Origin of the sequence: Burkholderia sp. SRS-W-2-2016 (assembly GCF_001931485.1) — a bacterium.
GTDB lineage: Bacteria > Pseudomonadota > Gammaproteobacteria > Burkholderiales > Burkholderiaceae > Paraburkholderia.
In genome coordinates this window covers 1-13,832 of sequence record NZ_MSDV01000025.1, presented here as the reverse complement: position 1 = coordinate 13,832, position 13,832 = coordinate 1, and the positions used below count along the sequence as shown (strand labels likewise).

Sequence of the window (13,832 nt, the reverse complement as noted above, 5' to 3'; positions counted from 1 at the left end):
TCACGGCGTCCCATTCCGGCAATACTCCCGATACCCAGCGCGCTCCGCAAGCCGCGCCAGATAAGCATCGAGCGCCGGAAAATCGTCGTGCCGCTGCGGCGTTTCGAGCCAGCGGTTGGCCGACAGCGCAATCGGAATATCCGCCAAAGAGAACGCCGCCCCCGCGATAAACGCGCCGGTGCGCGCCAGTTGCTGCTCGACGATGGCCATATGCCGCGACCAGTTCGCACAAGAGAGCGCGATCTGCTGCACATCCTGATGCGCGGGCGAGCGCCGCACCAGCGCGAGAAATGCATAGCTCCACGAACGATTCAGCTCGCTCGCCTGCCAGTCGATCCATTGATCGCAACGCGCCCGCGCAAGCGGCTCGGCCGGATAGAGCCAGTCGCCGCGATAGCGGTTCGCCAGATAGCGGATGATCGAGTTCGACTCCCATAGCACGAACTCGCCGTCGCGAATCACCGGCACCATCGCGTTCGGATTGAGCGCGCGAAATTCGTCGACTTCGGTCGAGCGAAAGCCCGAGCCCCAGTCCTCCTGCTCGAATGAAAGGCCCAGTTCCGCGCAGGTCCACAGCACCTTGCGCACGTTGATCGAGGTGGTCTTGCCGAGTATTTGCAGCATCGCGGTGAATGGGTCGGGTCGAGCGGTTGGAGAAAGACAATACACGCGGTTTCGCCGCGGTGTGCGTTGCAAACGGGCAAACGGGCAAGCCGGCAAGCTGTCAGCCGGCTTTCAGCGTCGCCTGTTCGCGGATCATGTCGTACAGCGCCTGGGCCGCCGGCGACAACTGCGCGGTCTTGCGCGCGACCAGCACCAGCGTACGCGACACGGTCGGCTGCGTCAGTTCGATGGTGCGCACGTTCGGATACGCGCCGTGCTGCATCGCGAGCGCCGGCACCACTGCCGCGCCGACCCCTTGCGCGACCAGCCCGAGCGCGGTCGAACTGCGCTGCACCTCGTAGAAAGAACGCAACGCGATCTCGCTCGATGCCAGCGCCACGTCGAGCAGCGCGCGGTTGCCGCTGACCTCGCCGGCAAAGATCAGCGGATACGCCTGCAACTGCCGCCACGCGATGCGCCGCCGCTTCGCGAGCGGATGCGCGTCGTGACAGATCAGCACGTAGCGGTCTTCGGTGAGCGGCACCGTCGCGAGTTCGGGATGATGCTCGCGCGCGATGTTGATGCCGAACTCGACCTCCCGCCGCAACACGGCCTCCTCGACCGCCGCCGACGCGTGATCGAGAATCTTGATGCGGTTATGCGGATAACGCGCCGAATACGCCTGCAGAATACGCGGCAGATACTGCACGCCGACGGTCGGCACGCACGCGATCGACACGTCGCCGCGTTGCGCGATACCGGTCTCGCGAATTTCGACCAGCGCGTCGGCCAGCTCGCCGAGCAGCCGGCGCGCCTGCGGCAGAAAACTCTCGCCGATGCCGGTCAGCGCCATCGAGCGCGTGGTGCGTTCGATCAGCGTCACGCCCAGATAGCTTTCGAGCTTGCGCAGCCGCTGCGTGATCGCGGTTTGCGTGACGTGCAGCGAATCGGCCGCGCTCTGGAAACTGCCGCGATCGGCGATCGCGACGAAAGCCTGCACGCCGAGGGTGTCGATTTTCATAAGAAAAATGAAGCAATCGGAAGCATAAATTCATTTTACTCTGCACCGCGACGCGCCGAGAATGGCCGCACCGAACCCCACAAGGAGTCACGACATGAGCGCAACGGGCACCCGCAAGCAGGCCGACTGGCACGCGAAACAGTACATGCTGTTCGAGAACGAGCGCACCCGGCCGGTGCGCGATCTGCTGGCCGCTGTGCCGGTGGACGGCGCGCGGCGCGCGATCGACATCGGCTGCGGACCGGGCAACTCGACCGAGGTGCTGGCCGCGCGGGTGCCGGGCGCGGCGGTGAGCGGGATCGACAGTTCCGCCGACATGATCGCGGCGGCGCGCGAGCGGCTGCCGCAATTTAACTTCGACGTCAGCGACATTGCGACGTGGACCGCGCGCGAACCGTATGACGTGATCCTCGCGAACGCGGTATTGCAATGGGTGCCCGACCACGAGCAGGTGTTTCCGGCGCTGGTCGACAAACTCGCGGCGGGCGGCAGCCTCGCGGTGCAGATGCCCGACAATCTCGACGAGCCGGCGCATCAGCTGCAGCGCGAGGTCGCCGCGAACGGACCGTGGGCGGCGAAGCTGAAAGGCGTCGAGCGCACGATGCGGCATCGCGCCGAGTGGTACTACGCGCTGCTCAAACCGCAGTGCGCGCGCGTCGACGTGTGGCGCACCGTCTACCATCACCCGCTTGCGGGCGGCGCGGACGCGGTGGTCGAATGGTTCAAGGGCAGTTCGCTGCGGCCGTTTCTCGCCGCGCTCGATGCCGCCGAACGCGACGCGTTCCTGCAACGCTACCGTGACGGGATTGCGCACGCGTATCCGGCGCTCGACGACGGCACCGTGTTGCTGCCGTTTCCGCGGCTTTTCATCGTCGCGACGCGCGGCGAGCGTTGACGGCGGCGCGGGACACGGGGGCGGCATAGCTGGCAACGGCCGCCGAGCGCCCCGCTCGCCGCTGGCGTGCACCACTTTGCGCGCCAGGGTTGGTCAGGAATTGCCGCCCGGGAATTGCGCATGCTAATGTGTGTTGAAAGCGGAGGACGGCGCTCGGCCGCCCTCACCGGGAAGCCATTTACTGCAGCGAGCGTCGCCATGAGTGATGTACGCCAACATCTGAGTCCCCGTGACCGTCTGGAGCTGCTGTGCTGGCTCACATGCGGAAGCCTCGGCGCTTATTACCTGAACGAAGACTGGCCCGACGCGAGTTTTCACGTGCAAGCCGCGCATAAGTGGCTCGACCGGCACTCGCGAGAAGCCGACTGGCTCTGCGTCGCGAAACTGTCGGCGATTGCGGTCGAAATCGCGCGGCGCCACGCGCAATTCGTCGACACCGACTGGGCGCGCGACGCGGTCGAAGAAATTCTCGATACCGACGAACTCGATCCGCAGGCGCGTCTGCTCAAACAGGTGCTTGCCGACTGCCAGAACGCGCTGGCCGATAAGCGGATCGCGGATTAGGTTTTTCTCCGCTGATTGCGGTGGTGTGGGGCCAGTTGATGGCCCTGTTTGCGTTGGTGCGAAGTGACGTGGTGCTTCAATGTTCTGCTTTGACGGCGCGCTTTAGCAAATCGATGCTATTGCGGCGAATTCGAAGTGGAAACACCTGCCGGCGCAAACCACAGCCCAGATTGGTATCGGTAAAATCTGCGCGCCTCTGCGCCTTTCCATCCGCCCTCGCCGCTCACTCCTCAACCGCCGCCTTCAGCTTCAACAACGCCTGATCCCACTGCTGCGAAATCGCGTCCAGCGCGCGCCGCGCCGCATCGAGCCGGGCCGGTTCGAACGCCCATAAACGCTCACGTCCGACCTTCACGTCGTGCACCAGACCCGCGTCGGCCAGCACCCGCAGATGCTGGGTCACCGACTGCCGGGTGATCTCGGTGCCGGCCGTCAATTGCGCAATCGACAGCGCGCTGCCCGCGCACAACGCCGCGATTAACCGTAGACGCGTCTCGTCGCCGAGCGCCGCGAACACCGGCGCGCAATTGCGCGGCGCCCTCGCGGATCCCGCTTTCGTTCCCGCTGTCGTTCCCGCCGTTGTGCGCACGTTCGCGCCACGCGTAGCAGCCTTGCCCGCGCCCCTGCCGGAGGCGCCGGTCTTCGTCGCCACCGCGCGTCGCGAAGTGCCGGCTCTGACGGATGCCGCGCTACCCTTGCCCGACATGTCGCTCGATATTGCCCATCTGCTGTCCCCAGCCGTCGTCGTTCATCCGGAACGCTTCCGTGCGGCGCCCGACCGGCAACTGATCGAAGCCCGACTCGACCACCCGCAGCAGCGTGCCGCCGTCGACCTCGGTCAGATCGAACTCGACCAGCGTGGTGGGTTCCGGCGTGTAGTCGATCGTGATGTCGATCGCGGCCGGATGCCAGCGCCATGACAGATGACGTTCGGGCTCCACGCGTTCCACAAGCACGTCCATCACCAGATGCTCGTAGCCCGGATACGTGATGTGCCCCTGCACGTATTGCCCCTGGACGAAGCGTTTGCCGGTCAGATTCACGCCGAACCATCTGCCGAATTCCTCGGCGTCGGCGAGCGCGCGCCACACCCGTGAGCGTGGCGCGCGCAACAGAATCTGCTTTTCGATGCGATCGGTCGATGTGTTCATATGCAGCCTCCTGGCTGCATATTAGGCACCCGACTCACGCGATGCAAGGAGCTTTCACTCCGTCGCGTGCGCGTGCAGCACGCCCGCTTGCATCGACCATGCCATCCACGGCCGGCGCAGCGCGACGATCGCGAGGAACGCGCAGGCGGCCAACGCGCCGAACGTCGCGAAGCCCATCTGATAGCTGCCGGTGCTCTCCTTCGCGATGCCCATCACGACCGGCAGATAAAAGCCGCCGATGCCGCCCGCCGCGCCGACGATGCCCGACATCAAGCCGGTCCGGCCGGCCCAGCGATGCGGGACCAGTTGGAACGTCGCGCCGTTGCCGAGACCGAATGCAACGTACAGGCACAGCAGCAGCGCGATGCCGTTGGTCAGCGACGGCATCGCCGCGGCGAACACGAAGTCGCCTACCGCGATGATCGCGAGCAACACGGTCAGCGCGCGCACGCCGGACACCCGGTCCGCGATCAGCCCGCCGAGCGGCCGCACCATCGCGCCGGTCGCCGCGAGTAACGCCATGAACAGACCCGCGTCGATCTTCGACAGTTGATAGAGATCGGTCAGCAGCAGCGACACATACGAGGACATCCCGACGAAACCGCCGAACGTGATGCTATAGACGAGCATGATGACCCACGTATCGCGCTCGGCGAGCACCGAACGGTAGCGCTTGGGCAGCACCGCGATCGCGAGCAGCGCGCCGATCACCGGCAACAGCAGCACGCCGGTTCGGCCCGCACCGAACAGCCCCGCCTGGACCAGCAGCACCAGCACGATCAGGCCGACCAGCGTGGTCGCGAAGCTGCCGAACGCGCGCAGCACGCTGCCGGTTTTGACGCCCGCGTCGTTGGCCCAGAAGTACAGCGTCAACGCGGCAATCGCGAGCAGCGGCAACGCACCGCCGGCGGCCAGCTGCCAGCCGTAACGCGTGGCCAGTTGCGGAAACAGGAAGCCGTCGAGCACCGCGCCGATATTGCCGGCCGCGGCGAGCCCGAGCACGAGGCCCTGCACTTTCGGCGGATAGTTGCTGCCGGCCATCGGCAGCGCGACCGCGAAGCTCGCACCGCCGACGCCGAGAAACACGCCGAGCACCAGCAGCGTTTGATACGACGGCACGCCCGGCAGCAACGGCAGCACGATGGTCGGCACCGCCGACAGAAGCACCCCCATCAACGCGATGCGTTTGCCATGCGCGGACTGATACAGATTGCCGAGCGTCACGCGCAAAATCGCGGCCGACAGCACCGGCACCGCGACCAGCAGACCCTGTTGCGCGGGCGTCATCTGAATGCTCTTGCTGATGAACGGTGCGAGCGGTCCATACAGCACCCAGACGGTGAAGCCCGTGTCGAAATACAGAAAGCAGGCGACCAGCGCGCGCCAGTCGCCGCTCTTCAGGGAATGCATCAGGTTTTTCATCAGAGATCCTCACTAAATAGATTGCCTTGTCGACCCGCTCGTCGCCGCCTTGCATATCCTCGCACCGGCAGGTCGTTCAGATTTTCGATCCGGACTTCTTTATGCAAGCCCCATGCCATCCGGGCCCTTGTTTTACGGCTTTTTCTCAATTCTTCAGTGCCCGCGCCAGCTTCACGCAGCGGCTTCAATACACGTCGCGTGCATAGCGCTTTTCGCGCGTCAAACGGCTCACATATTCGAGTGCCTTGTCGTCGCCGAGACCGCCATGCGTCGAGATCACTTCCTTCAACGCGGCATCGACGTCGCGCGCCATCCGGTTCGCGTCACCACAGACGTAGAAATGCGCACCTTCTTCGAGCCATGCCCACAATTGCGCACCGTGTTCGCGCATGCGGTCCTGCACGTAGATCTTGTCGGCCTGGTCGCGCGAGAACGCGACGTCCAGTCGCGTGAGCACACCGCTCGCGCGCATCGCTTCGAGTTCGTCGCGATAGTAGAAATCGGTGGCCGCGTGCTGCTCGCCGAAGAACAGCCAGTTGCGGCCGCGGTCGCCGCGTGCGCGCCGCTCGTGCAGAAAGCCGCGAAACGGTGCGATGCCGGTGCCGGGGCCGACCATGATCATCGGCGTATCGGATTGATGCGGCGGCCGGAAATGCGCGGACTTCTGCACGAAGACCGGCACGTCGGTTTCGCTCGCGCGATCGGCGAGAAACGTCGACGACACGCCTTTGCGATGACGCCGGCCGTTGTTGTAGCGCACCGCCGACACCGTCAGATGCACTTCGCCCGGATGCGCTTTCGGGCTCGACGCGATCGAATACAGACGCGGCTGCATACGCTTGAGCATGCCGGTCAACTCCGTCGCGCTCAGCTTCAGCGGGAATTCGTGCAGCACGTCGGCGAGCTGCTGGCCCCACAGCCATTGCTTCAGATCGGCCTTGCGCGCGGGCGTCAGCAACTCGCGCAGCGTGCCGTTGTCGCTGCGCGATGCGACGAACGCGAGCGCTTCGGCGCTCGGTCGCGCGATCTCGTAGTGCTTGCCGAGCGCATCGGCGAGCCGCATGTCGCCGTGACCGGAAACATGCACCGGCGCGTCCGCGTGCAGTCCGCTGAGCGTAATCAGTTCGTCGACCAGTTCGGGGCAGTTGCTCGGCCACACGCCGAGCGCATCGCCGGCTTCGTATTCGAGGTTCGAGTCGCCGGTTTGCAGCGACACGTAGCGCGTATCCTTCGCGGCGCCGTGGCGGTTCAGACGCAGATTGCCGGTCACGCGCGACGCGGCCGGCCGCGTCTTGGTCGGCACCGTGCCCACCACCGCGTTGATCATCCCGCCCGGCGGCACCGCGTGCAGCGCCGCGTCCGCGGCCTTGATGCTGACGATCACGCTCTCGAGCCATGCGTCGGCGCTCTGCTGATAGTCGCTGTCGCAATCGACACGCTCCAGCAGACGCAGCGCGCCCTGCGCGGCGAGACGTTCGTCGAGGCGGCGGCCGTGGCCGCAGAACTGGTCGTAGTTGCGATCGCCGAGTGCGAGCACCGCGAAGCGCACGCCGTCCAGACGCGCCGCATCTTGCGCGCTCAGTTGGGTCCAGAAGTCCTGCGCGTTATCGGGCGCATCGCCGTCGCCGAAGGTGCTGCTCATCAGCAATACGTATTGCGCTTTCGCGAGCGACGCGAACGGATAGTCGGCCATGCACGCGGTGCGGATTTCGAAGCCCGACTCCATCAGCCGCGTCGCGTAACGCTCGGTCAGCGATTCGGTGTTGCCGGTTTGCGAGGCCCAGAGCAGCGTGACCTTCGGCCGTGCACGGACGATGCGCACGCCGGCTTCGCGCGACTCTTCCATCGGCGCGGGCTGCGGCAATGCGGCGGCTACGGTGCCCGGCGTCGTCGCGCTGCGGCTATAGAGTCCCGCGAGCAGGCCGTCCACGTAGAGGCGCTTCGATGCATCGAACGGCGCGGCGGGCGGCAATACCGGCACGCTGTCGATACCGCTCGCTTCGGCCGAGCGCAGACCATTGACGAAGCCGGCGAGATACGCGCGTTCGGCATCGGTGAGAGAAGGCGCTGGCTCGGGCGGCAATTGCAGCAGGCTCGTAAGGGCTTCGATACGGGGCATGGAGGAGTCCTTGGCATTCGTAGCTGATACTGCTGTCGCGCCGGTCGGCATGCAAAACGTAGCGTCTTCGTCGTCCGGTTGTGCGTCATGCTCGAGCGTCACCGGCGCCAGCGCGACCGCGCAGACTTTCAGTTCGGGCTGCAGCGAGATCGGATCGACCGCGTCGTTGGTCACCGCGTTGATGCACAGGTCGTCGCCGAACACGTCGTTCCAGTGCATCGGCGCGAAGCATTGGCCGGCGCTCACGCGATCGGTCACCACCGCAGGCAACACCGCGCGACCGCGGCGCGAGCGAATCTCGACCGGGTCTTTCGCGCGGATGCCGAGCGCGCTCGCGTCTTCCGGATGAATCTCGACGAACGGTCCCGGGTTCAGCTTGTTCAGCATCGCGACCTTGCCGGTCTTGGTCATCGTGTGCCATTGATGCTGGAGCCGGCCGGTGTTCAGCACGATCGGAAATTCGCGGTCCGGCAATTCGGCCGCGGGTGCGTAAGCGCGCGCGAAAAACGTCGCCTTGCCGTTGGCGGTCGGAAACGCGATGCGCGGCACGCTGCCGTCTTCGCTTTGCCGCAATGTCTGGCTCACGCCGTCGTTCAGGTAGCGCAGCGGATTGCGATCGGCGGCGGCGTCCGCTGCAACCGGCCATTGCAGCGGCGTCTCGCGCAGGCGTCGATAGCTCGCGCCGCGCAGGTCGTAGCCGGTCGCCGGGTTCGCCGCGCGGGTGATCTCGTCGAATACTTCGGCCGCGCTCGCATAGCTGAACGCGTCGGCAAAACCCATCTCGCACGCGATCCGCGCGATGATCCGCCAGTCCGGCAACGCGGCGCCGGGCGGCTCGACCGCCTGTTGCATCAGCGTCAGATTGCGCTCCGAGTTGATCATCACGCCGTCGGCTTCGGCCCACAGCGCGCCGGGCAGCAGCACGTCGGCGTAGCGGTTGGTCTCGGTGTCGAGGAACGCGTCCTGCGCGATCACCAGCTCGGCCGCGCGCAAACCGGCCATCGCGGTCTGCCGGTTCGGCAGCGTCGCGACCGGATTCGTGCAGATGATCCAGCACGCCTTGATGTCGCCGGCGGCCATTCGCGCGAACATATCGACGGTGCCGCTACCCGTGTCGGCTTTCAGCGTGCCGGGCGCGACGCCCCACAACGCTTCGATAAACGCGCGGTCTTCGGCGACGAGCGCCGAACGCTGCCCCGGCAAACCCGGGCCCATGTAGCCCATTTCGCGGCCGCCCATCGCGTTCGGCTGACCGGTCAGCGAGAACGGTCCGCTGCCGCGCCGGCAGATGCGGCCGGTCGCCAGATGCAGATTGCACAGCGCGTTGGTGTGCCACGTGCCATGCGTGCTCTGGTTCAGACCCATCGTCCAGCAGCTCATCCACTCGTTCGCGGAGCCGATCATCTGCACGGCTTTGCGGATATCGTCGACGGCAAGACCGGTGATACGCGCGACGTTTTCCGGCGTGTAGTCCGCGAGAAACGCCGGCATCGCGTCCCAGCCCTCGGTGAAGTCCGCGATGAATTCGGCATCCGTCGTGCCGCTTTCGTGCAGCAGATGCAGCAACCCGTTCAGCAACGCGAGGTCGGTGCCCGGCTTGATCTGCAGAAACAGATCGGCCTTCTCGGCGGTCGCGTTGCGGCGCGGATCGACGACGATCAGCTTCGCGCCGGCCTTTACGCGATCCATCATCCGCAGGAACAGGATCGGATGACAGTCGGCCATATTCGCGCCGCTGACGAAAAACAGGTCCGCGTGATCGAAGTCCTCATACGATCCCGGCGGCCCGTCCGCGCCGAGCGACAGCTTGTAGCCGCTCGCCGCGCTCGCCATGCACAGCCGCGAATTGGCCTCGATATTGTTGGTGCCGATAAAGCCCTTCGCGAGCTTGTTCACAAGGTACTGCGCTTCGAGCGACATCTGCCCGGACACGTAGAACGACAACGCATCGGGCCCATGTTCATCGAGCACGCGACGCAGCCGCGCGGCGGTATCGCTCAGCGCCTGCGCCATCGGCAGCGGCACCGGGTCTTCGTCGCGAGCATGGCGCACGAACGCGCCTTCGAGCCGGCCCGATTTGCGCAGCGCGACGTGAGCCGACTGCCCTTTCGTGCACAGGCGCCCGAAGTTGGCCGGATGCTCCTTGTCGCCGGCGATCTTCACGACCTGGCCGTCCTCGACGTGCAGCACCATTCCGCAGCCGACGCCGCAATACGGACAAACGCTTTTTACGCTGGTAGCAGTCATGCGCGAACCGGATATTCAGGAGCTTTGAGCAATTGCGAAGAATGCGGCCGGGTCAGACCTCGACCATCACCTGGCCGTTTTCGACCCGCGCGGCAAACGCGCTAACCGAATACGCGGGCGTTTCGAGGCATTCGCCGGTGCGCAGATCGAAGTGATGCTTGTAGATCGGCGAGGCCACCACGATGCGCTCGCCGAGGCTGCCGACCAGGCCGCGCGACAGCACCGCCGCGTGCGAGCCCGGATCGAAGTTTTCGATCGCGTAGATAGTGGGCGTGCCGTCGGTCTGAACATCACCGCCGTCCACGTGAAATACCGCGACCTGTTCGCCGTTGATCAGCGCGCAGACGCCAGTGTTCGGCACGATGTCGTCGAGCGGGCAGATCGCGGTCCATGCGCGGGGCAGGCGTTCGTTTTTCATGGCGAGGGCTCCTGTGTGAATGAGCAAAAAAGCTGCGAAAAATGCGGGATAAAACGCGGGTTAAGCCGTCTCAGCAACCACCGGAATCGTCACGAACCGCGCTTGCCGTTCCTCGGGCGTGGCCGGCCGGATCTGCCCGCGTTCCTCGACGAAACTGACGTTGCCGTCCGCTTCGCCGCTGTTGACGAAGTGGCGGAAGCGCTTGCGCGTGTCCGGATCGGTGACGGCCTTCTTCCATTCGCACTCGTAGGTGTCGACCACGTTGCGCATCTCCGCTTCGAGTTCGGCGGCGACGCCGAGCCGGTCGTTGACGACCACGTCGACCAGATACGCGAGGCCGCCTTCGAGGTTGTCGCGCCACACGCTGGTGCGTTGCAGACGGTCGGCGGTGCGCACGTAGAACATCAGGAAGCGGTCGATGTAGCGCACCAGCGTGTCTTTATCGAGGTCCGCCGCGAGCAGTTCCGCGTGGCGCGGCTTCATCCCGCCGTTGCCGCACACGTACAGGTTCCAGCCCTTCTCGGTCGCGATCACGCCGACGTCCTTGCCCTGCGCTTCCGCGCATTCGCGGGTGCAGCCCGACACGCCGAACTTGATCTTGTGCGGCGTGCGCAGCCCCTTGTAGCGATTCTCGAGTTCGACCGCGAGGCCGACCGAGTCGCCGACGCCATAGCGGCACCACGTCGAGCCGACGCAGGACTTCACGGTGCGCAGCGATTTGCCGTACGCGTGACCCGATTCGAAGCCGGCCGCGATCAGCTCTTCCCAGATCAGCGGCAATTGCTCGACGCGCGCGCCGAACAGATCGACCCGCTGACCGCCGGTGATCTTCGTGTAGAGGCCGTATTTCTTCGCGACCTGGGCGACCGCGATCAGGCCGTCGGGCGTCACTTCGCCGCCCGGCATACGCGGCACGACCGAATAGGTGCCGTCGCGCTGGATGTTCGCGAGGTAGTAGTCGTTGGTGTCCTGCAGCGACGCGTGCTCTTTCTTCAGCACGAATTCGTTCCAGCACGACGCGAGAATGCTCGCAACCGCCGGCTTGCAGATATCGCAGCCGAGCCCACGCCCGTGCTTCGCGAGCAGCGCGCCGAAGCTTCGGACTCCTTCGACGCGCACCAGGTGATACAGCTCCTGGCGCGAATACGGGAAGTGTTCGCACACGTGGTTGTTGACGGCCAGCCCCTGCTTTTTCATCTCGGCCTTCATCACCTGGGTGACGAGCGGCACGCAGCCGCCGCACGAGGTGCCCGCGCCGGTCGCGCACTTCAATGCGCCGATATCGGTCGCGCCCGCGCACACGGCGGCGCACAGGTCGCCCTTCGACACGTTGTTGCACGAGCAGATTTGCGCGGCCGCCGGCAATGCCTCGACGCCGAGCGCCGGTTTCGCGTTGCCGTCCGCGTGCGGCAGGATCAGGAATTCGGGCGCTTCCGGCAGCTCGATGCGGTTCAGCATCATCTGCAGCAGCGTGCCGTATTCGCTCGCGTCGCCGACCATCACACCGCCGAGCAGGTACTTGCCGCAGTCGGACACCACCAGCTTCTTGTAGACCTGTTTGCGTTCGTCGCTGAACTGATAGGTGCGGCTGCCCGGCGTGCTGCCGTGCGCGTCGCCGATGCTGGCGACGTCGACGCCCATCAGCTTGAGCTTCGTGCTCATATCGGCGCCCGCGAATTCAGCAGGATTACCGAGCAATTGCTTGGCGACCACGCGGGCCATTTCGTAGCCGGGCGCGACGAGGCCGAACAATTGACCGTGCCACAGCGCGCATTCGCCGACCGCGTAGACGAACGGGTCGCTGGTACGGCATGCGTCGTCAATGACGATGCCGCCGCGCGCGCCGATCTCGAGCCCGCACGCACGAGCGAGGTCGTCGCGCGGGCGGATGCCGGCCGAGAACACGATCATGTCGGTGTCGAGGTGGCTGCCGTCGGCGAACTGCATCCGGTGCGTGCCGGCGTCGCCGTCGACGATCTCCTTCGTGTTCTTCGCGGTGTGCACGGTCACGCCGAGTTCTTCGATCCGGCTGCGCAGCACGCGGCCGCCGCCGTCGTCGACCTGCACCGCCATCAGGCGCGGCGCGAATTCGACCACGTGCGTGTCGAGCCCCATGTCGCGCAGCGCCTTCGCGCATTCGAGACCGAGCAGACCGCCGCCGACCACCGTGCCGGTTTTCGAGCGTTCGCCGCATTCGCGCATCGCTTCGAGATCGTCGATAGTTCGGTACACGAAGCAATCGGCGCGCTCGCGGCCCGGCAGCGGCGGCACGAACGGATAGGAGCCGGTCGCGAACACGAGGCGGTCGTACGGCAGCGTTTCGCCGCTCGCCACCGTCACGGTGCGCGCATCGCGATCGACCGCGACGGCCCGCGCGTTCAGTTTGAGCAGCACGTTATGGCGCTCGAAGAAACCAGGCTCGACCAGCGACAGATCGTCGGCGCTCTTGCCCGCGAAGAACTCGGACAGATGCACGCGATCGTAGGCCGGCCGCGATTCCTCGCCCAGCACGGTGATGTCGAGATCGTGCGCCGGCTCCTGCGCGAGGCATTCGACCAGTTTGTGGCCGACCATCCCGTGACCGATAACGATGATTTTCATGAGCGCGCTGTCCTCTGCTGTCTGGCGATTGCGATGGCGGAAATAAAAACGGCGTCCCGCGAACCCAGCCGATGGCTGAATCCGGGGGACGCCGTTGTCCTGTTCGGTGCTGCTTTGGTAATGCTTCGGTGCTGCTATGGCGCGGCAGCGGTGCTGCACACGCGGCGGACCTGCGTTGGCCCGTTGGCATCGCTTAATGCAAAGGCTGTGCCAATTGTTAAAAAGTAGCCCGCGGCGCCTTACGCGGTATGGGTTTGCGAGGTTATGCGGGGGCGTGGACCGCGCGCGCCGGGCGTCGCGTTTTGATGCGGCGAGGCACAGCGATGGTGCGACGCAGCACTGTGCGCGTGCGCAGGACGAGTGCGACGCGATGGTGCGCGAGCGCGTTTGGCGAGGTGATGGGTGCGTTTCCGATTGGCGTCACACATGGCTTTGCGCGCTGTTTTGCGTGTGGCCCGCAACGACGTGGCGTGGTCCTTGCATGAACGATGCGCAAGCTGATCGCGGCAACGGTGTCGCGATCAGCGAAGCCGGTTCGATGTGAAGCACGCCGCAATGGCGCGGCGCTTCCGGCGGCGGTACGCAGCGATATGCAGCACTGTGCGGCCCCGCCCGGCCCGGCTTCAAACCAGATAACCCGCAATGCAACGGACAACGGCGTCCCCTCGTGAACCGCACGAGCGGACGCCGTTGTCATTTCGCGGCCTCGCAGCGGCATCGCCGAACGAGCCGCGCCCCACGCACAACCGAAGGACACGATGATGACGAGCCTTAGCCCCACCCCCGCCCAC

General features: G+C 65.6%; 10 protein-coding genes. 2 read left to right on the top strand and 8 right to left on the bottom strand.

Annotated features, from left to right (window positions below; translation table 11 throughout):
* Both BTH42_RS12465 and BTH42_RS12460 read right to left on the bottom strand, forming a co-directional pair.
* A complete protein-coding gene (locus BTH42_RS12465) occupies window positions 1-624 on the bottom strand; it encodes a glutathione S-transferase family protein (RefSeq protein ID WP_075299632.1) in 624 nt (207 codons plus the stop codon).
* Between the two features lie 100 nt (window positions 625-724).
* Window positions 725-1,624: a LysR family transcriptional regulator gene (locus tag BTH42_RS12460; protein WP_075299630.1), complete on the bottom strand. Its 900-nt coding sequence runs from the start codon at window positions 1,622-1,624 to the stop codon at window positions 725-727.
* Between the two features lie 94 nt (window positions 1,625-1,718).
* Here BTH42_RS12460 and tam point away from each other — a divergent pair, with 94 nt between their 5' ends.
* Together tam and BTH42_RS12450 are read left to right on the top strand one after the other, a co-directional pair.
* Window positions 1,719-2,519: a trans-aconitate 2-methyltransferase gene (tam, locus tag BTH42_RS12455; RefSeq protein WP_075299628.1), complete on the top strand. Its 801-nt coding sequence runs from the start codon at window positions 1,719-1,721 to the stop codon at window positions 2,517-2,519.
* Window positions 2,520-2,717: 198 nt separating this feature from the next.
* Window positions 2,718-3,083, top strand: coding sequence for a hypothetical protein (locus tag BTH42_RS12450; protein ID WP_075299626.1), 366 nt, complete (start codon window positions 2,718-2,720; stop codon window positions 3,081-3,083).
* Window positions 3,084-3,306: 223 nt separating this feature from the next.
* On the opposite strand, the gene BTH42_RS12445 is transcribed toward BTH42_RS12450, so the two are convergent.
* From BTH42_RS12445 to nirB, 6 genes are all read right to left on the bottom strand, one after another.
* Window positions 3,307-3,600, bottom strand: a complete 294-nt coding sequence (locus tag BTH42_RS12445; protein ID WP_256701993.1) for a helix-turn-helix transcriptional regulator — start codon at window positions 3,598-3,600, stop codon at window positions 3,307-3,309.
* A 172-nt stretch (window positions 3,601-3,772) separates the two neighbouring features.
* Window positions 3,773-4,234 carry an SRPBCC family protein gene (locus BTH42_RS12440; protein WP_075299624.1) on the bottom strand — a complete coding sequence of 154 codons (462 nt, stop codon included), beginning with the start codon at window positions 4,232-4,234 and terminating at the stop codon, window positions 3,773-3,775.
* A gap of 54 nt (window positions 4,235-4,288) precedes the next feature.
* Window positions 4,289-5,656 carry an MFS transporter gene (locus BTH42_RS12435; protein WP_075299623.1) on the bottom strand — a complete coding sequence of 456 codons (1,368 nt, stop codon included), beginning with the start codon at window positions 5,654-5,656 and terminating at the stop codon, window positions 4,289-4,291.
* A gap of 184 nt (window positions 5,657-5,840) precedes the next feature.
* Window positions 5,841-10,022: a bifunctional nitrate reductase/sulfite reductase flavoprotein subunit alpha gene (locus BTH42_RS12430; RefSeq protein ID WP_075299621.1), complete on the bottom strand. Its 4,182-nt coding sequence runs from the start codon at window positions 10,020-10,022 to the stop codon at window positions 5,841-5,843.
* Window positions 10,023-10,074: 52 nt separating this feature from the next.
* A complete protein-coding gene (gene nirD, locus BTH42_RS12425) occupies window positions 10,075-10,440 on the bottom strand; it encodes a nitrite reductase small subunit NirD (protein ID WP_075299619.1) in 366 nt (121 codons plus the stop codon).
* 60 nt (window positions 10,441-10,500) lie between these two features.
* A complete protein-coding gene (gene nirB / locus BTH42_RS12420) occupies window positions 10,501-13,041 on the bottom strand; it encodes a nitrite reductase large subunit NirB (protein WP_075299617.1) in 2,541 nt (846 codons plus the stop codon).
* Window positions 13,042-13,832: the final 791 nt, after the last annotated feature.

Coding starts and splice junctions, on each gene's coding strand:
- BTH42_RS12450 (WP_075299626.1), top strand. CDS start 2,718: ATGAGTGATGTACGCCAACATCTGAGTCCCCGTGACCGTCTGGAGCTG.
- BTH42_RS12430 (WP_075299621.1), bottom strand. CDS start 10,022: ATGACTGCTACCAGCGTAAAAAGCGTTTGTCCGTATTGCGGCGTCGGC.
- nirD (WP_075299619.1), bottom strand. CDS start 10,440: ATGAAAAACGAACGCCTGCCCCGCGCATGGACCGCGATCTGCCCGCTC.
- BTH42_RS12440 (WP_075299624.1), bottom strand. CDS start 4,234: ATGAACACATCGACCGATCGCATCGAAAAGCAGATTCTGTTGCGCGCG.
- tam (WP_075299628.1), top strand. CDS start 1,719: ATGAGCGCAACGGGCACCCGCAAGCAGGCCGACTGGCACGCGAAACAG.
- BTH42_RS12465 (WP_075299632.1), bottom strand. CDS start 624: ATGCTGCAAATACTCGGCAAGACCACCTCGATCAACGTGCGCAAGGTG.
- nirB (WP_075299617.1), bottom strand. CDS start 13,041: ATGAAAATCATCGTTATCGGTCACGGGATGGTCGGCCACAAACTGGTC.
- BTH42_RS12460 (WP_075299630.1), bottom strand. CDS start 1,624: ATGAAAATCGACACCCTCGGCGTGCAGGCTTTCGTCGCGATCGCCGAT.
- BTH42_RS12435 (WP_075299623.1), bottom strand. CDS start 5,656: ATGAAAAACCTGATGCATTCCCTGAAGAGCGGCGACTGGCGCGCGCTG.